Genomic DNA, 24,736 nt, shown 5'->3' with positions numbered 1-24,736 from the left:
GCCACCTCCTCGCGCAGACCCTCCCCCGCGGGGAGGATGACGCGAGGGATCGCTGATAGCTTAATCTAGTGGTGATAAGCCTGTTTCCAGTATTTTAGTGTATTCGCCATGGGTTTGCTTGAGCTTCATTACTTTTACTACAAGTCCCTCTTCATATGTTCCAATTATGCTTGTAACGATATCCACGCCAAGTGCCTCCATGTATTCAAGGAAATCGCTTAAGTCTTCTTCACTTGGGAAAACCAATTTATATTCACTGGCTATGAGTTTCCCGTTGGCACGGTCTTTAAGGCTTTTAATAGCAGGTTCTAGTATCGCTTTTCCAAGCTCTAAGGCTATTTCTCTAAGTTGTTCCTCACTCCAATTCATCTCATATCCTTGTGCTATTAGTCTCAGTATTCTTGGGAACAAGTAGCTTCTCCCTTCATCAAAGGGATGTCTCATTCCCTCGCGTATGTCGCCAATATTCGTTCTAATAGTCGTGTACTTAAGTGCTGGTACCTTGTGCTCTGGATCCTTTATTACAATACCTTCTCTACCCTCGCGTTCAAGCTCCTCGACAATCTCCCATAGCCTCCATGTATCGTTTCTCGATAATACACCCAATACACGTACACGCTTCAAACTATATTTCTCAACAATTTCGTCACGTATTTTCAATGGAGCCAGTTTCCCGTCCTTAAATACATCGAATACAAAATAGTCGAAACCTGGTGCTTCAGGATAATACTGGGGTACATAGGGGTTTTCTTGCCCAACAACTTCACCAACCAAAACAACATCAGGATATTCTCTTGATAGTTCCAAGAGTCTACTACCATAAATCCTCTTTATCCTCGCCGTAGTATACGGGCATACATAGCCTCCTCTAGTAATTGCTAGTACCATTTTGTTCACTATTACTACTCTAACATTGTACCCATTCATTTTTTCTTCAACAAAGAATTCTCTCGGCATGTATTTAACAGCATATTCTAATAGTGCAAGTCTACGTATACTAGGATAAGCTGGTATGATAACTGGCGGGTCAACTAATATCACGGTGGTGCCTTCTTTAAACCCTTGTATATCATAACGGAAAACAGCATACTCTATTCCTTTATACCGCATTAACCTAATTTTTCTCCCGATAAGCTTGTCTACCTCCTCTTTCTCTAAGCCAGTTGCTTTGCTTACTAATAATGATTGTTTCATGATATGAATACACCTATTGGCTTATAGATTAAATTTTGCATCATGATAAATGATGTTAGTACTAGTATTAATTTTGTTGCAAGCAACCCGTGGGTGGAAAGGTTTTGTTAATCCTAAAATACTTTTTGAGCGATAGAATAGATACTAGTTTTAAGAGTAATGTGTTGACAGGTGTACTGTAAATCATGCTGATCTATGTGCTTGATACTAGTGCAATAACAGATCCAAGGCTAAGAAGTATATTCAACGTGAAAACGCTTGATTCTGTGGTTTACGAGCTTACAAGACTTCTTACTAAAGCGCGTGTTGTTCTCGGGGCGCAATTCTACATAACGCCTAGTACTGGATCAGAGCTAAGGGGGTTCCTTGAAAGAAATGGTGTATCGGAGGACAACATTAATTTGTTGTTTAGTATTCTTATTGTTAAGTCGCCGGATCTTTATGCAACACATATACCTGCTCGTGTGATGAGTAACTGGATTCAAGAAGTCCACTTAAGGTTTTACAAAGGGCTTCGTGTAGCAGAGGAAATGGTTAGGCAAACGGCGATGAAAGCTTATGAAGACGGGAAAATCGGGTCTAGAGAAAAATTGTCAGAGGATATAGCCGGGGCAATACATGAGCTTAGGGCTAAGTACCGTGAAGCAACTAGGAAAGGCGTTATTGATACGCAAGTTGATTTTGACTCAGTTATACTAGCTAAAGAGCTGGGAGCTGTTCTCGTAACTAATGATGAGGGTATCCAGAAAATGTGTGAAGATCTCGGTGTAAAATATATTGAGCCACCTAGATTCATTAGTCAACTAATGGTTCTCCTTAGAGAAAGAGTTCCACGGAGACCTGGTACGTGATGTGATGAGTTTTGGAGACAACCCCACCGCCTACCCAAACAACTTTCTTCATCGCCAAGCTCATAGAGCATATACTTAGAACACATGTTAGCTACGATAAAGCTTTTAAGACAATTGTTTCACGTTATGGTGTCTCGAAATGGCTTTTATCAACCTACTACAAAATAGGCTACTATGCTACGCTATACTACTATACTCTTAGATGGCTTGCTGGAGTAAGAGGCTATGGTGTTACACCGGCAGCTATAGCACTATTCTTCAGGGACATAGGGTTCAGCGTGAGGAGACTGCAAGACATTGTAGAGCGTGAATCAAAGAAGCTTGGTTTAGTGAAAAAGATCAGTATAAAGTATTCTTATCCAGAATATCTTGTTAGAGATCTGTTGAAATACATGGAGCCACGTGACTTAGAGAAAATGCTTAGCAGTCTTAACGAGCGGCGGGTATGGCTTCGTGTAAACATGTTGAAGACTAGTGTTAGTGATGCGCTTTCTTGTCTACGTAGTGAGGGGCTCGATTTTGTTGTTGATGATAAGCTAAGGTATATGGTTAGAATAACCAAGCCCAAATGGATTAGAGTAAGTGGGATCAAATGTGTTAAGGAGGGGCTTCTTATACCGCAGGACATAGCTAGTGCTTGGGTTGTAGAAGCTATTAAGAGAATTAGTGAGAACAAAGAAGTTCTTGATGCATGCAGTGCTCCTGGGATCAAGTTAGGTTTACTTAATATGCTTGCAGGGTTCAATAGAGCTATAGCGGTTGATGTCTCGTGGAAGAGAGTAAATGTGTTAAAGAAGCTCTCCAGTATCCAGGGTCTTGCTCTATACAAGTTGCTGGTCATTAATGGCGATAGTAGTATACTCAAGTATGGACAATTATTTAATAGAGCTCTTGTCGACGCACCATGTAGTGGTTCCGGAGCCATACCGAGTGATCCAGCCATAAAGATCAGTATATGGAAGAAGAGTAAACTGGACTATTACACTAGTCTACAGAAGAGAATACTTATGAATACACTCAAGGCGAGCAAGTATGTAGTTTATAGTGTATGTAGCATACATCCCCTTGAAGGAGAAGGTGTTGTCGAGGATATAGTGGCACAGGGATTAGCCGAACCTATTGATATAGGTTTAGATTTGCCTAGAGGATATAGTGGGTTCAGTGTATCAAAGAAGACCTATAGGACAATACCCCATTTAATGGCTAGTCAAGGCTTCTACATAGCTGTACTAGGGAGGGTAAAGAAATGATGATCAGATATGTCTATGGTCCTCACTGGAATAGACTTGTCGGCTCCTATACTGTCATTGTAGATACGATAGGTTTCCCAAAGAAATGCGTTTACGATTGTATTTACTGTAGTATTGGGCCAACAAATACTAAGGCTATACAACCGGTTTCACTTGTACCGCCAGATAATATAATAGCCGACCTAAAATGGCTTCTTAATCGTGTAAACAAGGATTTTAATACAATACTATTCTATGGGACAGGCGATCCATGGTTAAATCCATGGTTTCCACTTATTGTTGAGAAAACCAGGGATATTGTTAGAGAGCTGGGGCTGGATGTTGAATTACATGTAGTGTCGACAGGACACTTGCTCTCAAAACAATGGGCTGTGCAGGCACTAAAAAGTATTGACAGGATCTATATTAAAATTGATGGACTTGGCGAGGACTATTCTCTAATCAACAATCCGCATCCAGAAGCAAAAATGAAGAATCTTATTGAAACATTGAAAAATATTCGTGGGATAATGGGTTCAGACAGGATATTCTATGAAGTTACGTTATTAGAATATGAAGGGTTTTCTAATGCAAACATGGGTTCATTGGACCAAATATCGGCTTTCCTCAGTATGGTTAAAGCAGAAAATGTGGTTATCAGGACAGTACATAGGCTACCACGGGTAGCTAGTGTAAAACCTGTTTCCAAAAAGAAGTATGAGATGGCTAGAGACTTCTTGGAGGACAAGGGATTCAAAGTTCACTTAGAACATAATATCATGAAACCCTATGGTGGTAGTATAGACTTTGATGAAGTTATGCTCTATAATCATCTACTTAGAAAACCCTTGACAATGAAGGAGATAATGATGTCGTACAAGTTATCAGTCGGTGCTGTTGCGGGATTCCTTAATTCTCTTGAAAGAAAAGGTCTTGTCGCTAAGATTCCTTGGCGAACACAAGTGTACTACAAAGGTGTTTGGAAGAAGTAGTATCGTAGTTACTTTACAGTTTTTATAAAGGTGTTATCTTCTTGAAGGATATACTATGCTGTACAGGAGTGGTGCTATTATTGTAGTTGATATGGCTATCACTATTACTGTACTATAGGTGCTTATGTCTAGAATACCGGCATCCAAACCTAGTTTTAGTAAAGCGGTTTCGAGAGCACCTCTACCAACCATTGCTACTCCGGCTGCTAATCCTCTTCTCAGGTCTTTGAGGCTATGGTATGCTATTGGTGTACAGCTTAGTATCTTACCTAATACAGCAGCTAATAATCCTACTATGTATATCTGGATTGATACTGCCTGTGGGTTCAAAAGTAGTCCTACAAATGTAAAGAACATTGGGACGAACAATACTTCAAGGACTATACTTAAGTCGTCTATGAATTCTGTTAGTATGACTCTTGTTCTTATGAGTGGGTCATGGAATTCTCTTCCACGTCCTATAATTAATCCAGCTAGATATGCTCCTATGAGTGTGCTAAGACCTATTTCTTCTGCTAAAAGCGCCAGTGCGAATGCTAGTATTAATGACGTACTGGCGAATATCAAGTAGTCTCTTGAGAGTTGTTTGTAGAAGAAACTCGCCTTCTTGACTAGAAGCTGGCTTAGAGCTAGTGCACCAATCATGTATATTGTTGTTGCTATTGATAAGTAGACGAGATTTGTCTCTACGCCAAGCTTTATGCTTGCTGTTATACTTATTATGAACACTGCTATTATATCGTCCACAAAACTTGCTCCAACAACGAGTGCACGGAGTTCACGTCCTCCCACACGAGCTATTATTGCTGCCACGGTTTCTGTGGCAGTGTTCGATAATGCTATTGCTATGAAGAATAACTGAAGGCCTCTCATGCCAATAAGATATAGTAAACCATAGACTAGACCAAAAGTTACAGCAACGCCGGCACAGCCCATAACAATAATGTGTAAACCTTGTCTCCTTAATTCGCGGAAATCAGTTGTCAATCCTGTGTAGAATAAAAGAAGAAGTAGTGCTACACCAGCTATGGTTTCAAGTTCTTTACTCGGCGCAACTATACCCAATATGTATGGTCCAAGGATAATTCCAGCTACCACATGCCCTACAACAGGATGGATCCCTATTTTCTTTAATGGAATACCAAATGTCTTAGCAAGTATGAGCAGTAATACTAGGTCATGGAGATAAGCCAACTCTCTTCTTCTCCCACCATCCACTATAATGGTTAGTTTCAACTAGAGAGATAGTAAATTAGTTATAGCCTAATAAAATATTATCTGACAACAGCTATAGTCTGTGGTGGATAACAAACTTGCTAAGACTCATTGAGCTGGCATTGATACTCCTTGTAGCCGGGTTTATTATCGAGGTTATAGTCTTTATCATGACTATAAGACGAGTGTCCTCAGCAAAACATAGATCTCGTCGATAATCTTTTCCAATCTCTCAACACGTTTCTCGAGCTCTGTAATCTTCTTCTCCAAGTCTGTAATCATTGTGTTTTCAGGCTGGATGCTTTCTTCAGATGGTTTAGACTCAGTACTCATGTCTCACACCACAGATATCTATGGGCGTGTTGAGCCCCTGTAAATAATGGTAGGAATGTATAGGTAAAATATCTTTGCTCAATCCCACTAGAGTGGGAAAAAGTTTTTATACCAGAGTTTGAGTTAAGGTTTGCCGGTGACGAGGTGTGTGCTTTAACATATACATCTAGCTCCAAACCTCTTAGAACCCACTTCTTAGCCCAACTTCTCTACCCCACAAGAACAAGAATTCTCGCATGGATAGCAGCCAAGGACTCAAGCAAGAGTTCACTAGTATTAAGAGACCCTAGCGGATTCAAGGAAATCAAGATATCAGGTAGCAAAGCCGAAGAATTATTGAAGCTACCACGCGAAACACTAGTAATCATAGAAGGCTATTATGGCGAGGGAGTACTACACGTTGATAGCTACGAGAAAATAATTGTACCCAAAGAAGAGCCCCCAGTAGACTATACCGAACTACCTGAGGACATACGTGAACTAGCTACATACAGTCCCTGGTATATGAGGAACCCGAAGTGGGCTTCAATAATTAAGCTGCAACAACTAATACTATGGTATATAAGGGAGTACATGTACCGTGAAGGATTCGTTGAAATACTCCCACCAATGGTGTCGCCCGTAAGCGACCCAGGTCTACGTGGTGCAAAGAAGCTCAGGACAACACTATATGGCGTAGAGCACGAGCTAACCAGCAGTGTAATAATGTATAAACAGACAACAGCGGCAATATTCGAGAAAATATTCTTCGTTGCACGCAACATACGTGAAGAACCGCCAGAGAACATTACAACAGGAAGACATCTTGTGGAGTTCACACAGGTAGACATGGAGTGGGGTCTTGCCACAGTAGAGGACGTCATTAAGCTTGCAGAAGGTCTCCTAGAGTATGTGACAAAGAAGCTTGTTGAAGAACACAGCGACCTAGTATATAGTCTAAACAAGAGCTTCGAGCCATTAAAGCCACCATTTGAGAAAATAAGTTATGACGAAGCACTTGAGATCGCTAAGAAACTAGGATACAGTGTTGAATGGGGTAAAGAATTAAGCCATGAAGCCGAGTCAGCCATAGCAAGTTATTACGACGCACCTGTATGGATCACAGGATTCCCTGTGGTAAGCCGTGGATTCTACTACCTGCCAGATCCAAAAGATCCTAAGTACAACAGAGACTTCAACCTAATACTGCCAAGAGGATATGGAGAAGTAATAGATGGTGGCGAACGAGAATACAGGTACGAGCAGTTAGTAGAAAGAATCAAGGCTATGGGAGAACCTCTAGAGAAGTATAAGTGGTTCCTAGAAACAGCCAAGAGAGGAGGAATACCACCAAGCGCTGGCTGGGGTCTTGGTGTAGAGAGATTCACTAGATACGTTGCCGGAGTAAAACATGTAGCGCTAGCAACACCATTCCCCAAAGTGCCAGGACTACCAGCCACACCATAAAAACACGCCATAAAAACCTAGGACCCTCCTACCTGGGGTTCTCCGGTTATTGGAGGAGGGAAGTGGGTATACTACTTTTTTTATCTCATACTATATTCTTTTTCTTGCAGAGGCGACGCGTAATGGTTGGGGAAATACCACCTGGTCTTATAATATTTGAGCCAACATCCAAGGGTACTGCAACAATACTTAAGGTTAAAAAGATACTTGTTACAACAAAGACGAAGTATCAAGATGTCGTGATAGCTGATTTAGAAGACTATGGCCGGGCGCTAATACTAGATAACTATGTGCAAAGTAGTGAAGCTGATGAATATATTTACCACGAAGTTCTTGTACACCCAGCTCTAGTGACACATCCTAATCCAAGAAAAGTATTGATTATAGGTGGTGGTGAGGGCGCTACACTGCGTGAAGTACTCAAACATAATACCGTTGAAGAGGCGGTCATGGTTGATATTGATGGCGAGGTTGTTGAGTTTGCGAAGAAGTATCTAGAGTATATGCATAAAGGAAGTTTTAGTAATCCCAAAGCCAAAATAGTGATCATGGATGGTAAAGAGTATGTTAAGAAAACACCTGATAAAACATTTGATGTGGTTATAATGGATCTTACCGACCCATATTCTAGTGAGATAGCAAAAGAACTTTATAGTAAAGAATTCTTTGGTGAAATCAATAGAATTTTGAGTGAAGATGGTATAGTGGTCACACAGGCGGGTAATGCCTTCTTTTACTGGGATGTCTACAAGTGGGTTAGAGACAACATTGCAAGCAATTTCCCTATAGTGGTAGAGTACGAAGAATGGGTCCCCGTTTTCGGGTATGCCTGTAACTTCATTATTGGCAGTAAAGTACATGACCCAACCAAGTTGAGTAGCGAAGAAGTTGAGAAACGGCTTAGAGAACGAAATGTAGAAACAGTATTCTATAATGGTAAAGCACATGTAGGCATAATGTATAAACCAATTACATTACCAATAAGATTGAAGAAAATACATTAGACGAATATATAGCTAGGCTTTTATTTTTATAAAATAGTTCTATAAACTATTTAAAGAAAAACAAGTGTGATTATAGTAGTTTAGGAAAGCGATACTTATTTTTGCTTAGATGATAAAATAATGGTTCTGGAGGTATTCTATTGTCTTGAGCACCCGTGATTATAGAATATATGATCACCCAATTATCGATTTTAGACGTGGACGTAAAATAACATTTTACTTCGAAGACAAAGTCATAGAGGCCTATGAAGGAGAAAGCATTCTTGCAGCACTTTATGCTGTGGGCATAAGGATTTTCTCATGGAGCCCCAAGCTATCTCGTCCACGAGGAGCCTTCTGTATGATCGGCAAATGCAGCAGTTGTCTAGCAACCGTTGATGGGATACCGAATAAACGTATTTGCATAGAGCCTGTCAGAGAGGGAATAAGAGTCTACAGACAAAAAGGTCTACCCGAGACGCCGAATGTTAAACAAATTGAAGAACTTGATACGGTTGAAGTAGAGACAGACTTGCTTGTCATCGGTGGTGGTCCAGCTGGTCTCCAAGCAGCTTTGACTGCATCAAAACTTGGTCTCAATGTAGTTATCGTTAATGACCACTATAAGTTAGGCGGACAGCTCGTAAAACAAACACATAGATTTTTCGGGGCAAGACAATTTAATGGTGGTATGCGTGGCTTCAAAATAGCTGAAATGCTTGAAGAAAAAATAAGGAAACAAAACAACATTAAGGTCTATACACAAGCACTAGCCTATGGTTACTTCAAAGGAGGAATTGTTGGAGTAGCTGTACGTGGACCAAAACCCGTGAATCTCCTCGTAAAACCAAAGGCCATAGTGGCAGCTACGGGTGCTTCAGAAAAGGGATTGACGTTTGAAAATAATGACCTGCCAGGTGTTATGGGTGCTGGTGGAGCGCAAACTCTCATGAACGAGTATGGTGTACTGCCTGGAGAGAAAGCTTTGATCATAGGATCGGGTAATGTTGGGCTCATTATTGCCTACCAGCTTATGCAGGCAGGGGCAAAAGTACAAGCCATAGCTGAGATCTTGCCGAAGATCGGTGGTTGGTTTGTTCATGCAGCCAAGATAAGAAGGTATGGAGTAAAGATACTTACCAGACACACTATAACTAAAGCTATTGGCGAGACTCATGTAGAGAAAGCTGTTCTACAAATGGTTGACGAAAACTTTAGACCAGTCCCTGGCACAGAAAAAGAGTTCGATGTAGATCTAGTATTGTTGTCAGTTGGGTTAACCCCTGATACGAGGTTCTTCAGTCAAGCTGGGGCTGTTATGAAGTGGATTCCAGAGTTAGGAGGATTAACACCTATAAGAACAAGATACCTTGAAACAAGTGTTGAAGGACTGTACATTGCTGGCGATGCAGCTGGTATAGAAGAGGCTACTACAGCGTTCATAGAGGGCGAGATTGCCGGGTTATCGGCGGCAATAAAACTTGGTGTCGATAAAAAAGAGGCTTACGAGAGAAGAGAAAAGCTGCTCGATTATCTCTGGAACGAGTACAGGATGTCTCCTGTGGTAGAGCGTTCTCGTATAGGTAAGTTGAAGGCAACTGTTTCTGAAGAAGAAATGGAGAAGATCAGGAGGGGGTTATGATGGGGTTCAAGGAAACAGGTGTTATTACTCCTCGTGAGTTAGAAGAAAAAGGTCTTCTACCACCGAAAGAGAGACTTGAGAAAGGCCCTGTAGTGATAATTGAATGCCCTGAGGAAATACCATGTAATATATGTGTTGACGCTTGTCCGTTCAATGCCATAATTATGGATAAGATCTATGAAATACCGAGAGTACAGTGGGATAAATGCACTGGTTGCGGTACATGTGTTCCACAATGCCCTGGGCTAGCCATATTTGTTGTAGATTTATCTAAACCAGATAAGGCATTGTTGACGCTGCCGTATGAATTCAAACCAGAGCCTACTAAGGGAGCTGAAGTAGATCTTCTTGATAGAGAAGGTAGAGTTGTTGGTAAAGGGAAGATAGTCAATGCACGTGTTTATGATAAAACATGGGCTGTTACAGTTGAGATCCCACGTGATAAATGGCTTGAGGTGAGAGGGATATGGATCCCAAGAAAGTAATTGTGTGTAGGTGTGAAGACGTTACTCTAGAAGATATATACAAAGCTATCGAAGAAGGCTACACTGATCTCGAGTCGCTGAAGAGGTATTTACGAATAGGTATGGGTCCCTGTCAGGGTGCTCACTGTATACCCATTGTGGCACGTATACTCGCGTCAAAAACTGGCAAGAAATTCGACGAAATCTATATTCCCGGTAATCGTCCCCCACTAAACCCTATTCCATTAAAGTACTTCTTGAAGAAACAACAGGGGTGATGGCTCATGGTAGGGAAAGCTGATATTGTGATTATTGGTGCAGGAATTATTGGCGTTTCAACAGCGTATAATCTTGTAGAAAAGGGTATTCGCAACATAGTTATCATTGAAAAGAATTATCCCGGATCCGGCGGGTCCTTCCGTTGTGCAACAGGTATTAGAGCATCGTTTACAAGTGAGGAACACGTCTTGCTCATGAAAGAAAGCGTGAAGCTATGGAAGGAACTATCAGAGAAGCATGGCTTCTTCTACTTAAGAGGAGGATACGTATGGTTGTTGTCTACTGAAGAGCAATTAGAGTTGTTTAAGAAATTTGTTGAATTCCATAATAGTCTTGGTGTTCCCACGAGAATAATTAGTGTTGAAGAGATCGAGAAGCTTGTACCAACGATTAACACTAGTGGGCTAGTAGGAGGAGTATATGATCCTCTTGCAGGGAAAGCTGACTGCTTCAAATCACTGCTTCTGCTACTCAAGTATGTAAGAGATAAGGGTGTACAAGTGTATACTGGTACTTTGGCGAGGAAAATAGTTGTTGAAAATAGTCGAGTACAAGGTGTTGAGACAGATAAAGGGTTTATTGAGGCTAAAAAAATCGTTGTTGCTGCAGGATATGGTTCCAGAGATTTATTAAAGACAGCCGGAGTAGATGCGCCACTGAATAACTTGCCCAAACACGCCCTTGTTACCGAGAAATTTAATGAGAGATTCAAGCCTTTACTCGTTGACTGGAGCTCTACGTCATATATGGTACAAACATCATCAGGAACATTCCTAATTGGTGCCGAGATCGAGGAAGAATATAATGTTAAACCTGTCAATAGGATAGAATTCCTCTACAAAGCAGCTCAAGTATGGGTAAAATATTTCCCATGGCTCGCCGAGATAAATGTCTTAAGGTATTGGACAGGATACTACGTTATGACACCGGATCATCATCCAATACTGGGTCCAATAGATGATATAGATGGACTATATGTCGCAACTGGGTTCAGTGGACACGGCTTCATGATGGCCCCTATTGTAGGCAAACTTATGGCTGAATGGATTATTGAAGAAAAACCAAGTATTCCTATTGCAGAAAACTTGAAGCTAAAACGATTCCGTGAAGGAAAAATGATAAAGGAAATAGCGGTATTTGGATAAAAATAAAATTTTTTACATAATATTTTTGATCTCAGCGAGGCAGGCTTCATCAACTATGTAGTCAGTTGTGCGTAACCTCTTCATCGACCCTATCTTACAGGAATATTTCTTCTTCGTAACCTCTATTAAAAGTACTAAGTGAGTACTTTATTCTTGTAAGCATTAGCGTTAATAATAGTCTTATACTGTTCTTTCGTGGTTCAAGAGTATCTTTGTTATCATTACTTGTTTCAAGTTCTTCAATCGCTTTATCAATAAGGGATGAGAATGTCTCTCTTATTCTTGGGTTGGGGTCATTAGTTATTTTCGATAGAGTATCTGTTATCTGAAGTACTGTCTTGTATTCATCTCTAGAAGATTCAACTAAATAATGAGCTGCATCATGGAGTTTATTTATGACGTTTGTTAAGGTCTCGTTATTAATTAATGGAGTTTCATTCAATATTTTTAGTGCCTCGATGATTTTTTTGATTGCTATGGTATCGCAAATACCTTTGACTGCTTCTCCAAACATGTATGAGTCTTTTTTGCCGGACTTTAATCTAGATAATAGTTTTTTGAGGAGCATAGAGTAATAGTTTTCAGCGTTATACATGTATTCATGTGCCTTATCAAATTCTTTTGCGAATATATTGTGGAAACCATAGAACTTCATGGCTCGTGCCAATGATAGTAATGCACGGTGTTGCACACCTCTGGCTTGATAGTATTTGGCAGCTTCTTCAAAGTCTTTCGCGGCTTCTTCAAGTTTTCCTTCATTGACGCTTATTCTTGCGTGAACTTCGTAATACCAAGATAATGCGGCATTCTTGAGGTGCGGACTAAGTATTTCATCAGCTATTTTTATTGCTTCTTCGAATATCTTCAAAGCATTCTCTAGATCCTTTTCAACAAGGAGCTTGCACTCGCCACTACTAATTAATGCTTTACAGTACATTGCTTTTGCTTTGTTTTCATACTCGCTTCCAAGCATTCTATATATTTGTGAAGCCTCGTAGTACAGGTCTTTAGCAATACATGATTTACCATGCATTATTTCTAGCTCGGCTTGAAGTTCCTTGCTTAATGCCCTAGCTATTTCTGCTTCTCTAAACGAGCCTGAAGACGCGTAGTATTCTATGAGTCTTTGGAGCTCAGATATAGCCTCATTATATTTTCTATGGTGTGCTAGATTCCGTGCTTTGCTCAATATGTATTTTGCATGTGAACGATAAGCCTCTTTAGCTAGCTCAGGATGGCTTCTGGCAATATTGACTGCTCTATTATACAGTGTTTGAGCTACTTCAAATAATAGATTATGATAGAAGTAGTCACCAAGACGCTCGTAAGCATTGTATTTATATTTATTCTTTAGTATAAGTAGCTCTTCATAATCTGTGTCAAGTTTTGATAGAATATCTGCAACGATCATTGCAAGTGCTTCATAGGCAGCTGCTTCAAGTAATCTACCTTCTTTCAAGCTTGCATCTGCTCTGGCTTCAAGACCCGATAATAGATCTGCTAGTGCTTTAGCTGGTTCTCTTTCACTTGACACTATACCGCTTAATGCTAATCTATTCAGGATTTCTCCAGTTCTATCAACCGGTATATTTAAACTTTTAACGATACATAACACCAGGTCATCCGGTCTTCTTATAAATATTGTTGCAGATAATCTTTTTATGACATTAACTATGGCTTTAATTCTATAATCTATTGGTTTGGGCTTGTACATTCCATCAGTTTCTTGTATAAAACCCATAAGGAGCAATAGTAGTATTATTTTCTCGACAAGCTTTTCGTGGACACTATAGACTTTATGTACGCCTCCATACAGAGTCTTTAGGGCAACTTTTGCACTTATCTCCTTAGCTTCTAGTCCGGGATTCTTTTCAATAACATCGTATACTGGATGAGCTACTGCGAAAAATGCTTTGACACCACGTGTTGTCAGTATAAAGAAAACCTCGTCATTCTTTTGAAAAGACTTTAAGACGCCTTTGTTTACAAGCTTGTACACTAGGTTAGGATTTAGCTTATCAAATATTGTACGGGAAATATAGTCTTTGAACGTACATGCTCGTTTCTCGCTAAAGTTTATAAACATTGTATTAAGCATTACATCGAGTTCGATATTGTTTAGACTAAAATAAGCTATCCAATTGACTTCTTTCTCTTTAACTACCAAACTTCGGCCCCATGTATATTTATGATAATGATATAATATATTTTTTCAATAATATCAGATTGAAAATTGATTACTACTCTTTTCTGGTCTAAAATCTTACTATTAAAATAAGGTTTTAATTCATCAAAGATGGTTACTATAGAATGTTGGAGGTGGTCTACTATCCAGTACAAAGACGTAGTTGACGAGATCTATAAGATTCTACATCCACGGCCAATGAAGTTCTTTACAGCAGGACCTGTTGCTTGTTTCCCTGAAGTACTAGAGGTAATGAAAGTACAGATGCTCAGCCACAGATCAAAAGAGTATCGTGAACTACACAAGGATACTGTTAAGAGGCTAGCAGAGTTTCTTGAGGCAAAGAAGAGTACGGTAATGTTGTTTCCAAGCAGTGGAACAGGGATCATGGAGGCTAGTATAAGGAACGCTGTTACACCTGGTGGAAAAGTATTGGTTACAATTATTGGTGCGTTTGGGAAGAGATACAAGGAAGTTGTTGAAACCAATGGACGCATACCTGTTGTCCTCGAGAAACCACCAGGCGAGCCCGTGCTACCCGAGGAACTCGATGAAGCCTTAAAGAAGAATCCCGATGTAGAGGCTGTCACTATAACATACAATGAGACCAGTACTGGAGTCTTAAATCCATTGAAGGAGCTTGCTAAGGTCGCTAAAGAATATGACAAAATGGTTTTCGTTGATGCCGTATCGGCTATGGGTGCAGCTGACATCAAAGTTGATGAGTGGGGTATTGATATAGTCTTTGCTAGTAGTCAGAAAGCATTTGGGCTACCACCAGGTCTAGCAATGGCAGCATTTAGTGAAGAAGTCTTCGAGAAAGCTAAAAAGATACCAAACCGTGGATGGTACTTCGACTTACTGCTCTTCAGGAAGTATCAGGAAGAACAATGGTCTACACCACAGACACCACCAATCCCACAGATAGCTGCACTAAACGCCATACTAAGGATTATAGAGAGAATGGGCGGTAAGTACGTCTGGCTCGACATGTACCAGAAGAGAGCCGAGATGATAAGAAAAGGTGTACAGGAAATAGGGCTAGAACTCTTTGCACGCCCAGGATACTACAGCCCAACAATAACAGTAATAAAGTCACCACCAGGAATCAAGGGCATAGAAGTATATGAAGCAATGAGAAAACGTGGCTACGAAATAGCGAAAGGCTATGGGCCAGTTAAAGAATACACGTTCCGTATAGGACACATGGGTTATATCACATTCGACGATATAAAAGAACTTCTTGAAACACTTAGGGAAGTAATAGACGAGCTAAAGAAAGCCAAGGGTCTAAAATAAACACATGATAGTTTTATAACATTCCTTTTCTTTTTCTTTTCTGTTTAATTATGGAGATGTATGTTTAGAAGTACATGGTGTCTACTAGCGGTAAGCTTAAACACTCTTAAGCACTATTATGTATCTGAAGATGATGAACGACTTCGGGACAGAATATAAAGATGAAGAACCGTGTAAGGGCTGATATAATATTCGGCAATGATACTTTGATTAAGTAAAAAATCATGTATCCTTAATACACTCTATTTACATCTTTAATTAAATTGTATAGCACAAAAACAATTATAGAAGAAGTGCTGTTATACTATACATAGTCTCACTAAGTAGTATTGTTTATGGTGATGATGAAAACCATGTATCTAGAGCCACTTGGGCTACCTTATATAATTCTCATGTCTCTAACGGGTTTTATTGCATTAATTGATGCGAGGGTCACCAAAAAGTTTAAGATTTCATACATTATCATCATCTATATTATTATGTTTGCTTTAATTTATGATGCTGGCACTAATCTACCTAGAACTTTACGTAATACTGCTGGAGTACTTTTGTTCATGATAATTGTATCAATGTTCGTCCCCATACTATTATATTTCAGCTTCTTTGAACATGAATCTCTCCATCCATGGATGTTTGAGCAAAGTGTTGAAGAATATAAGCGAAGTTTTCTTGGAATCGATATAGTATATTATGTGTTCGCTCATAACCCTCGTGCAGTTGTCTTAACGTTGTCTCTACCAATCATACTGGGCATCACATCATTCTTTTACTCAGCATTCCTATGGATGCTTAGGGATGATGTCGTTTTTATGGCTGATATCCATTTGTTAAGGATAATAGACACATGCCTATCTATAGTATTATTACTGACGCCACTTATTATTGGTGGTCTTCTTTTACTAGGAGTAAACACGCTATGGCAGATTTATGGGGATAAATATGTTGAAAAAAGTGGTGAAGATTCAGGGCGTGAAGAGGATGAGGTAAAAGAAGAGGTATTATATGATGTTAATCCAGGTATGATACGTCAGTAGTTTTCATCCCAATGGAACTCATGTGTTTTACTCTCGCTTTAGGTATAATGTCTCTTTGATAACAATAACCCTAATATTAAACCTGCTATCAAGACAAATATTGCTACCATACCTGTATTCAACCAATTACTTTGAGTAATTGTTGTAGTAGTATTAATGATTGCCGCAGTGGTTTCAGTTTTTGTTTTAGTTATTGTTATTGTTGTAGTTATTTCCTCGGTCACCGTGGATGTTGTTATGGTCGTAATAGTGTGTGTTACTGGTTCTGCAAATGGTTGTGATGTTGTGGAAACAGCTGATACAGGTGATGATACCGCTACTGCATATAAGTGTTTTATGTTATAGTCGGGCTTATAGACGACACGATAATATGCATGGGGTTCAACTTTCTCAAACACATAAGTTATAGTGTTTTCTCCTTGGGCAAAGACCTTGCTTATAGTACTCCATGATATACCGTCATCGCTTCCTTGGAGAATGATGTATCCTTGTAGTCTTGATGCCTCAGCTGTTATTTTAACGGTTATTTTGTAAGACAGTACATCCTTGTCAATACTAACTATTTTTGCTTCTACTGGTACACCAAGTATATTGGGTACCATGTGGTATTTTCTTAGCCCATTTATATCCTCTACTTCGAGATAAGCTACTGCCACTTGAGAATAACATGAAGTGTCACTTCTCATTAGGACGCCAACATATTTTATGTCATCGTAATCATACATGGTATTCGCGTAACGCCAAGTAAACCTCTTTGCCTTATTATAGCCCTCATTTTCTTTCCATAATTCTACAGTAAAGTTGTTTTGTCTATAGGTTACTTGACCCCAGTAGCCTACAGTAGGCCACCATGGTATTAAATAACGGTATTCACCGTACCATTGTTCTAGGTCACCTTTTTGCCTCCATGCATTAAAGTCGTATGGATATCGTCCATAGTTTTGTTCGGTGCTGAATCCTGCAACGAGTTTCATCATACCACTTGCATTGTTCCAGTGTTTATCGTTTAGCGAAGGCTCTTGTTTCCATGAAACTAATGCAAATCTTAGCCTCATTTCACGGCCCCATATATGCTCGGTCTCCATTAATGCTTTAACTCTGACATAGTCTCCGCTATTGTCTACAGGTACGTATATTGCTGCAAACGGGAAATCTTCATGTATATTGGAGTATATGTATAATCTCACAACAGGATAGTCTTCACGAATACCATAGTCTATTGATGCTGCATCACTATGTATAAAGTACACTCCACCAGCTTTATGTATGAATATATATGTCTTAGAACTCCAGTATTCTCTACCGTTTTTATCTACTATGTGTATCTGGAGTTCATGTTGCCATTCACTATACTCTTCTGCATTGAAATAAGTTTCATAGAGTCCACCGTATTCATTAGTTTTTACTGGAGTGAAATCACTGATCTTCATGCCATCAATATATAGTTCTACTTTGTCTATAGGGTTATTAGATATAGCAAAGGCAACAACTTTAACTATACCACTTACAACAGCTCCCTGCTCTAAGTTAACGATCAATCCGATAGGATATTCGCCTGGACGGGCAAGCGTTGTTGAGACAATGCCATTATATACTGTTATTATTCTATACACGTAACCTTTTCCTGTATACCAGCTTCCAACACCTGTTGGCCATGGCCCTCTTAGGGTTAGCGGTGCTGTGCCAATCCAGTACTTGCCATAGTGGAAAGTGACCCAGTTCACGTGTACATGGCCATAAATGTATCCAAGGACTTTGCTGTAACTTGATATTATTCTAATGAATCTCCATGGGTCACATCCAATATCATTAAATGGAGTGGCTCTGTAATCCCATCCACCTGCTGTAACGTTTTCATCAGTATAAGGACCTGGCGGGTGGTGTCCAAAAACCCATATCCCCACGCAATTAGGGTCGTTCTCAGCTTCTTTGATTACTCTTTCTAGCCAGTCAAGCCTACCTGTATCAAGGCATCCTCCTGTCTTTCCGACAGCAGCTGTGCCAACAGCGATATATCTAACATAATGAGTACTATTGATATACTTGTCCCAAACATAGTATGGGGACCCCATGTATTGTCTATAATAGGTATCAGTTGATTTGAAATCATGATTTCCTGCAGTATCTAGTCTATCAATCCCTGTTCCAGTTAAGTCGAGGGTATTCTTGTAGTATTGATAATAACTGTAATCACCAGAGCTATCGACAATATCTCCAGTATTTATTATGACGAGAGGTTTTATGGGAAGCATACTATACAGGTTCTTAACATCGCTTGCAAACACCTCTAATTTAGATTTATCACATAATTTACTGCCAAGATGCAGGTCTGTTATATGAATAAAATAGTAGAAGTAACCATCTTCTTCACCGCTATTATTAGCGTACACTATAGAATATGATGAAATTAATGATAACATTAATGTAATTATTAAGAAAACTATTGTAACCGCTTTCTTATCCAAAGCGTGCCACCTTACATGGTTTTTCTTTCTAAAATATATCTAGCCAAGGTGCGTATAATACTAGTGCTTTCTACAATTACTTACTGTTTTCCACTCATCATGTCTAATAAGTTCCTATATCCGATTTAATGGTGGCCACCAAGGATGATGTGATGACGTATAGCTGCTATGCGTGTTTATATTACATAATAGTCGAAATTGTTAATTCTCTCGGTCGAGTACTTAGTATTGTCTGGAGAAACTATGATGAAGGCTGTGAACACTGATTGGTTGTTTTATAGTGTGATGAAGTGTTTCAAGGCTGATGTAGATATTATAGTATAACTGGTATATCAGTATTACCAAGAACTATTGTGTTGTGCTTGGGTGTAAAATAGATGTTTATTGCCTTAACTAATACATTGTGGTTAATAGCCTCTCTTATGAGATGGTATATTTCTGGATCGATATTTTTATTTGGAGTGAAATATTTGATGTGGGGTATTGCTGCTATAAACACTATGCCTGTATGGAATCCTTTTGTTACATGGTAGTGTATAAGTTTTCTTATATGTCTTCTACCTCTAGGTGTGGGGCAATCAGGATAAGATGCACCGTATGTATTTACTCTTTGGACAGCACTTTTAACCTCTATGTAGACTCTATTATCATTCTTTTCCAAAAGATAATCAAGAATAGAATGATCTAATCTAGGGTTTCTTTTTGCGATCCTGTATCCTTCAAGCCATGGTATTAAATTGAGGTCTATAGCTTTCTCGAATGCTTTCATCTGAATAAATGTGTCTAGTACTGCTCCTAATCCATGTTCCTCTACTGCTATGATTCTGTATTGTGTTCTTCCACTTTCTTTTGGTACGCAAAAAGCTTTTCTTCCACATACTATGTAGTCCGAAAGTTTTCCTGTATTAGCTAAATATCCATACTTCTTTTTGCCACTAATTTCTACTACTACAACGAATTTGTTTAAGCGCTTGATTATCTTGCATATTTCAATGTTATCTATCTTTAAAAGAATATTGTTCATGATCTACTTTGTCCTCTATTAGCTATAACACTGTTTAGCTGATGGTTTATTCAGCCCTCACACGGTTCTTCATCCACGTGGTCGGGTCCGAAGTCGGTCATCATCAATATATGTTATTTGCTTAGCCGTAATAATACTTTTAGATTAATAATCAATAACGTGCTGCCACGTAATATGTAAGTAGCGATCGTAACGTTATATTATTGTAACACAATAATATATATGCTATAGTCATTTTATAACAGTAATTTGGGAGTGGAGGATCATGTCGAGAGGATCAGTGTTCGTGGGGTTAATGTTTCTTGGAATGGGTATAGGTCTAATATTTGATCAAGCTGGTGCTGGCACGCTAATAGGTATGGGTTTAGGCTTTATCGCTCTTGCGTTAATTCCGAAGAAGTATAAACGTGGTGATGTAGTGTATATCGAAATGCAGTCTAAGCTAGGTCAAATAGCAAAGATCATTATTGGACTATTGTTTATTATAGGAGGACTATATCTAGCAGGATTATTAACAATACCAGAGTTTATCGCAAGGAACATTGGAGCATTCTTTCTTATCGCTATAGGCTTATTGCTGATAATAAAAGCTTTGTTTGAGTTATCAAAGAGCTTTAGTAAAACAAGCACGGAGAGTTCTTAAATTATGTATGGCAATAGAGTAGCAATAGTGGCATCCTTATTAGGCGCTCTCATCAGATCCTGCGTGGTTCATCATTTTTATATGATTCAGTAAAAAATATTCATCATGTTGTCTTTTTACCTAGTGGCTAGAGCTCTGTTCTTAGTCTTGGGTTGAACATTTCATCCACTGCGTAGGAGAATAGTATTAGTCCTACTTGTAGTCCTATTACTGCTAATATTGGTGCCAGTATGTAGTGTATCGTGTTAATGCTGTGTAGGGCTCCTGCTTGCGCGTAAGCCATGTTGAGCATTATGCCCCAGTTGAATGATGTGAATGGTAGTACTCCTAGGAAGTAGAGTCCTACAGAGGCGTAGATTGCTCCGGTTGTGGCGAATATGAAGTTTATAGCTATATAGCTCATTAGATTGGGCATTATTTCTTTGAATACTATGTGTCCAGTCGATAACCCGAGAGCTTTTGCGGCTTCAATAAACTCTCTTTCCTTAATGGATAGTACCTGTGATCTAATGCTTCGCGCCAAACCGGCCCAGGCTGTTACACTAAGCATTAACCCTATGACCCATGGGTCTGACGCTCTAATGACTGAAGCTAGTACTATTAATAGCGGTAGACCGGGTATAGTCATTACTATGTCTGTTAGACTCATTAATATGGAATCCACTATTCCGCCCTTAAAGCCAGCTATCATACCTATGGTTATTCCCACGAGTGTGGTGATTAGTCCTGCTATGAATGCTATTTTGAGGACAATTGGTGCTCCCCAAACTATTTGTGCCCATATATCCTTACCGAAATAATCACATCCTAAGGGATGCTCCAGAGATGGTGGCCACTTCAGAAGTGTTGGCTTCAAGTATATTGGGCATGTAAATGATCTTGGATAGGGTGTTATATACGGTCCTATTGTTGCCATGAATATGTAGAACATTAGTATCAGGAAGCCTACAAATGCCTTCTTGTTCTTGATAAGTACTTTTCCTGGAACGATGACCCAGTCATGTATTATTTCCTTGATCACTGTTTTTCTCGATAATAAAGCCATGGTTTCCATAATATCTGACTTGATTTTCTTAACCTTCTCAACTCTGGCCATTACCTTACACCTCTTCTAATTCGTGGGTCAAGGAATCCATAGAGTATATCAGCTAGGAAAGTACCTGTTACAACAGCTATTACTATTATATCGAATGTTCCTAGCATGAGATACCAGTCCCTATTTGTTATTGCTTGGTAGAGCATGAGACCTACTCCAGGATATGAGAAGATGTATTCAATGAATATAGAGCCTCCAAACATGAATCCTAGACTTATCATGAATGAGGTAAAGATTGGCAAGATGGCGTTTCTGCCAATGTATGTGAACACTATTCTTCTTGACGGGATCCCTCTAGCTCTAGCATATGTTATGTAATCTTCGCCAAGTACACTAATGGTGCTTCCTCTCATTCCAAGAGCCCATCCTCCAATATGGACTATTACCCACGTCATTATCGGAAGAGCAGCGTGATATAGTACATCGTAGACAAACTCTAGAGTAAAGCCTGGTTCAACACTATAGGCTCCTCTTGTTGGGAACCATTTTAGCTGAAAGGCAAATATTGATAACATTATTATTGCGACGATATACTCTGGTAGTGAACGTGTTATTGAGAAAATTAACGCTAGTGCACTATCCAGTCTACCGCCATGTTTGTAAGCCATGAGCATTCCTATTAGTATACCTGCGCCAAAACTTATGATCAGCGACGTTGCGACAACAAGTACTGTCCACGGGATACGGTCTGCAAGTAGTTCTACAACAGGAGTGCCGGTACTGTATGATATAGATACTCCAAGATCTCCTCTCAAGAACTTAGACATATAGTCTATGTATTCCTCAAAAATATTGCCTTTAGGAACATAAGGTGCTATACTTTCGGCGAGTGCACGGGCTTCTTCGTAAGTCATATGGTACTGATATACCAGCTGCTGAGTTAAAGCATCAATTGGATCACCAGGCATGCTTCTTACTACAACAAATGTTAGTGATGCAGCGAAGTATATTGTCAAGAATGCTAGTATAGCACGCTTAATAATCCAGTTCAAGATACCATCGTCCCCGTTTTGCAGGTCTTAATACTGATTACATTTATCTACTACCCGTGCGTCTCTTATAAAAAATATATCCTTATGGATAAAACAATAAACAAATTAGTTCAATTAGTCAGGATTATGGGGTTTATTGTTAATGTAAAAAAGAAGTGTGTTATTATTTTATCCCTCTTTTGTGCTACTTCTTCTTGAGAACGAGGAAGTAGTAAGCTCCTCCAACTATTATTATGATTATTATGATTGCTGCTACTATTAGTCCTATGTTGACTCCTGGTGCTGGTGGTGTCGTTGTAGTTGTTGTGGTCGTGGTTGTTGTAGTTGTCGTTGTAGTGGTGGTCGTAGTCGTAGTAGTTGTTGTAGTTGTTGCTCCCCAATAGCTTGGGTTGGGCTCTACTAGTCCCTGCTTGATCATGAAGGCAAGTGCTTCTAGGTGTCCTCCGGCAGCGTTCTGCCAGTAGCTGTACTTCTCTTCAGGGTCTGGCCATAGGAAGTGCTCTTTGTTGTAGAATAGGACTAGTTTCTTCTCGGCAATTGGGTACTCTGGTAGGTACTGGTTGACGGCATAAGCTAGCTTCATAGCTGCTTCTTTCTGTTCAGTCTTGTCGAAACTTGTAGCTAGTACCTCTACGAGTTCTGTTACGTTAATGTCCTCGTTGAAGTAGTCTAGGTGGTATACTATTGTGAAGTTGCTTCCTTGTACTTGTGTTCTTGGCCTGTTGTTTACCTCAATGAACATTCTCTCAAAGGCTCTCCATGGATAGATCATCCAGGCACCGAAGAAGTCAATAGCTAGATCGTAGTGTCCACCAAGATACCACTGGTCGCTCCAGTAGCTTGGTGACTCGGGTGTTAGTAACTCTACTGTGATACCGAAGCTAGTTAGCTCTTCAGCAATCTCTTGTGCGGCAGCAACCCAGTCAGTCCAGCCACCAGGCGCGATCATTGTTAACTTGAATTCTTCACCGTCTGGCGTGTACCATTTACCGTCTCTGTACTCGAATCCAAGGGACTCTAGTAGCTGCTTTGCTTTATCGGGGTTGTATTCGTATTTCTCGAGTACGCCAGCGCTGATTAAGTCACCAATCCACTCATCCTGTGCTAGCTTGAGTAATCCTGTTGGGTATTCTACTGGGTCGAAGAAGCCTGCGCCAGCAGCAATAGCGATCTTTGTTCTGTTTAAGGCATAGGCAATGGCTTTTCTTACCTCGGGTTTGCTTAACCACTTGTTGTCAAAGTTGAATACTAGTGCGAATCCTGATAGGTCATAGATCTTTACTATGCCTGCAAATGGCTTCTGCCTGAGTTCTTGCTCTACTTGTGGTGGCATCATGAAACAGTCGTAGTCTAGCTGTCCAGACCTATAGTAGTCCCATCCAACTTCGTTGCTTGTAATGTAGGGCATTACGATCTTGTCAATCTTTACGTTGTCAGCTGCCCAGTACTTGTCAAACTTCTCTAATACTACTTCGCTTGATGTTATTTTAACGAACTTGAATGGGCCAGTACCAATGATTGTATCTGGCTCGTAGCTTATTAGATCTTGTAGTATTGTATCATACTGGTCGGGTGTGGCGTTTGCTATTTGATCAGCCCACTGGCCATAGATGTGGTATGGAGCAACAATTAATCCGTCCTCGAATAGTAGGTAGTGTAGTATTAGGTAAGCCCACTTCTTGACATGGAATTCAACAGTGTAATCATCAACAACTTTGACGTCATCAATGTAGTTCCATATGTTTCTTCCCTGGGCCTTATAGATCATGAATGTTGTCCAGACGTCTTTTGCAGTAAACTTTGTACCATCATGCCAATAGACGTTCTGCCTTAGATGTACAATGATCTTGTTGTTCTCTTTATCAACAGTCCAGTTGACAGCAAGTTCTGGTATATACTCATTACTCATTTTATCCCAGAATGCGAGTCTCTCATAGATTAGTCCTGTTATTCTAATGCTCTTTGGTGCAAATGGGTTATATCTGTTTGCTGGTGGTGGTTGCCACCAACCATGTGTATATAGTGTTACTTCGGTGTCTTCTGCTGTCAATACTAGGGATAAGGGTGCTACTAGTGAGGCTATAATAATAGCGAGTACTATGGGGGCTAATATGTGTTTCATAATATCACCATATTAACACGTAGGTTATATTCAAGATTTAAATCTAAGAGTGAATTAATATAAGTCTTTCTCATAAAGGATTTTATTATAGTTTTAAAACACT

Annotated in this window: 21 protein-coding genes; 12 read left to right on the top strand and 9 right to left on the bottom strand. The window is 39.7% G+C overall.

Translation table 11 applies throughout. The features are described from left to right. Positions 1 to 60: 60 nt before the first annotated feature. The gene (locus J4526_08900) at positions 61 to 1,194 is read right to left on the bottom strand and encodes an RNA ligase (protein ID WFO75173.1); all 1,134 of its coding nucleotides are present in this window, start codon (positions 1,192 to 1,194) and stop codon (positions 61 to 63) included. A 182-nt stretch (positions 1,195 to 1,376) separates the two neighbouring features. Between J4526_08900 and J4526_08895 the strand changes: the two genes are divergently transcribed. The 3 genes from J4526_08895 to J4526_08885 are packed head-to-tail and all read left to right on the top strand — an operon-like array spanning position 1,377 to position 4,266. Beyond that, positions 1,377 to 2,045, top strand: coding sequence for an RNA ligase partner protein (locus tag J4526_08895; protein WFO76392.1), 669 nt, complete (start codon positions 1,377 to 1,379; stop codon positions 2,043 to 2,045). An 11-nt stretch (positions 2,046 to 2,056) separates the two neighbouring features. After that, complete coding sequence (locus tag J4526_08890) at positions 2,057 to 3,295, top strand: RsmB/NOP family class I SAM-dependent RNA methyltransferase (GenBank protein WFO75172.1); 1,239 nt, start codon at positions 2,057 to 2,059, stop codon at positions 3,293 to 3,295. Further along, positions 3,292 to 4,266 carry a radical SAM protein gene (locus tag J4526_08885; protein WFO75171.1) on the top strand — a complete coding sequence of 325 codons (975 nt, stop codon included), beginning with the start codon at positions 3,292 to 3,294 and terminating at the stop codon, positions 4,264 to 4,266. Before J4526_08890 ends, J4526_08885 begins: the two co-directional genes overlap by 4 nt. A 33-nt stretch (positions 4,267 to 4,299) precedes the next feature. Here J4526_08885 and J4526_08880 read toward each other — a convergent pair whose 3' ends face one another. Beyond that, positions 4,300 to 5,484, bottom strand: coding sequence for a cation:proton antiporter (locus J4526_08880; GenBank protein ID WFO76391.1), 1,185 nt, complete (start codon positions 5,482 to 5,484; stop codon positions 4,300 to 4,302). A gap of 171 nt (positions 5,485 to 5,655) precedes the next feature. Continuing rightward, positions 5,656 to 5,814 (bottom strand): hypothetical protein, encoded by a 159-nt coding sequence (locus J4526_08875; protein WFO75170.1) that lies wholly within the window; start codon positions 5,812 to 5,814, stop codon positions 5,656 to 5,658. 228 nt (positions 5,815 to 6,042) lie between these two features. Between J4526_08875 and J4526_08870 the strand changes: the two genes are divergently transcribed. The 6 genes from J4526_08870 (at position 6,043) to J4526_08845 (ending at position 11,773) form a co-directional block, all read left to right on the top strand. Further along, positions 6,043 to 7,260 carry an aspartate--ammonia ligase gene (locus J4526_08870; protein ID WFO76390.1) on the top strand — a complete coding sequence of 406 codons (1,218 nt, stop codon included), beginning with the start codon at positions 6,043 to 6,045 and terminating at the stop codon, positions 7,258 to 7,260. Between the two features lie 122 nt (positions 7,261 to 7,382). After that, entirely contained in the window at positions 7,383 to 8,264 is an 882-nt protein-coding gene (speE, locus tag J4526_08865) for a polyamine aminopropyltransferase (protein ID WFO75169.1), read from the top strand. A gap of 145 nt (positions 8,265 to 8,409) precedes the next feature. Next, entirely contained in the window at positions 8,410 to 9,885 is a 1,476-nt protein-coding gene (locus J4526_08860) for an FAD-dependent oxidoreductase (protein ID WFO75168.1), read from the top strand. Continuing rightward, entirely contained in the window at positions 9,885 to 10,370 is a 486-nt protein-coding gene (locus J4526_08855; GenBank protein WFO76389.1) for a 4Fe-4S binding protein, read from the top strand. The genes J4526_08860 and J4526_08855 overlap by 1 nt, the downstream gene beginning before the upstream one ends. Then, a complete protein-coding gene (locus J4526_08850; GenBank protein ID WFO75167.1) occupies positions 10,352 to 10,627 on the top strand; it encodes a (2Fe-2S)-binding protein in 276 nt (91 codons plus the stop codon). The genes J4526_08855 and J4526_08850 overlap by 19 nt, the downstream gene beginning before the upstream one ends. A gap of 6 nt (positions 10,628 to 10,633) precedes the next feature. Beyond that, complete coding sequence (locus J4526_08845) at positions 10,634 to 11,773, top strand: FAD-binding oxidoreductase (GenBank protein ID WFO75166.1); 1,140 nt, start codon at positions 10,634 to 10,636, stop codon at positions 11,771 to 11,773. A gap of 94 nt (positions 11,774 to 11,867) precedes the next feature. Here the strand turns inward: J4526_08845 and J4526_08840 are convergent, their stop codons facing one another. Continuing rightward, positions 11,868 to 13,940 carry a hypothetical protein gene (locus tag J4526_08840; protein ID WFO75165.1) on the bottom strand — a complete coding sequence of 691 codons (2,073 nt, stop codon included), beginning with the start codon at positions 13,938 to 13,940 and terminating at the stop codon, positions 11,868 to 11,870. 129 nt (positions 13,941 to 14,069) lie between these two features. Between J4526_08840 and J4526_08835 the strand changes: the two genes are divergently transcribed. Both J4526_08835 and J4526_08830 read left to right on the top strand, forming a co-directional pair. After that, a complete protein-coding gene (locus J4526_08835; GenBank protein WFO75164.1) occupies positions 14,070 to 15,257 on the top strand; it encodes an alanine--glyoxylate aminotransferase family protein in 1,188 nt (395 codons plus the stop codon). Between the two features lie 353 nt (positions 15,258 to 15,610). Next, complete coding sequence (locus J4526_08830; protein WFO75163.1) at positions 15,611 to 16,291, top strand: hypothetical protein; 681 nt, start codon at positions 15,611 to 15,613, stop codon at positions 16,289 to 16,291. Between the two features lie 38 nt (positions 16,292 to 16,329). Here J4526_08830 and J4526_08825 read toward each other — a convergent pair whose 3' ends face one another. Together J4526_08825 and sfsA are read right to left on the bottom strand one after the other, a co-directional pair. Continuing rightward, positions 16,330 to 18,756, bottom strand: a complete 2,427-nt coding sequence (locus J4526_08825; protein WFO75162.1) for a metallophosphoesterase — start codon at positions 18,754 to 18,756, stop codon at positions 16,330 to 16,332. A 313-nt stretch (positions 18,757 to 19,069) separates the two neighbouring features. Then, positions 19,070 to 19,780 (bottom strand): DNA/RNA nuclease SfsA, encoded by a 711-nt coding sequence (sfsA, locus tag J4526_08820; protein ID WFO75161.1) that lies wholly within the window; start codon positions 19,778 to 19,780, stop codon positions 19,070 to 19,072. Between the two features lie 265 nt (positions 19,781 to 20,045). Between sfsA and J4526_08815 the strand changes: the two genes are divergently transcribed. Continuing rightward, positions 20,046 to 20,423: a hypothetical protein gene (locus J4526_08815; protein WFO75160.1), complete on the top strand. Its 378-nt coding sequence runs from the start codon at positions 20,046 to 20,048 to the stop codon at positions 20,421 to 20,423. A 127-nt stretch (positions 20,424 to 20,550) separates the two neighbouring features. Here the strand turns inward: J4526_08815 and J4526_08810 are convergent, their stop codons facing one another. From J4526_08810 to J4526_08800, 3 genes are all read right to left on the bottom strand, one after another. Continuing rightward, positions 20,551 to 21,519, bottom strand: coding sequence for an ABC transporter permease (locus J4526_08810; GenBank protein ID WFO75159.1), 969 nt, complete (start codon positions 21,517 to 21,519; stop codon positions 20,551 to 20,553). Next, on the bottom strand, positions 21,519 to 22,511 hold the full coding sequence (locus J4526_08805; GenBank protein WFO75158.1) for an ABC transporter permease: 993 nt from the start codon (positions 22,509 to 22,511) through the stop codon (positions 21,519 to 21,521). Before J4526_08805 ends, J4526_08810 begins: the two co-directional genes overlap by 1 nt. Positions 22,512 to 22,695: 184 nt before the next feature. After that, positions 22,696 to 24,633 (bottom strand): ABC transporter substrate-binding protein, encoded by a 1,938-nt coding sequence (locus J4526_08800; protein WFO75157.1) that lies wholly within the window; start codon positions 24,631 to 24,633, stop codon positions 22,696 to 22,698. Positions 24,634 to 24,736 lie beyond the last annotated feature (103 nt).

The organism is Desulfurococcaceae archaeon MEX13E-LK6-19 (assembly GCA_029637525.1).
GTDB lineage: Archaea > Thermoproteota > Thermoprotei_A > Sulfolobales > Desulfurococcaceae > MEX13ELK6-19.
The sequence above is the reverse complement of the archived record's forward strand: the minus strand, read 5'-3'. Positions and strand labels throughout refer to the sequence as shown.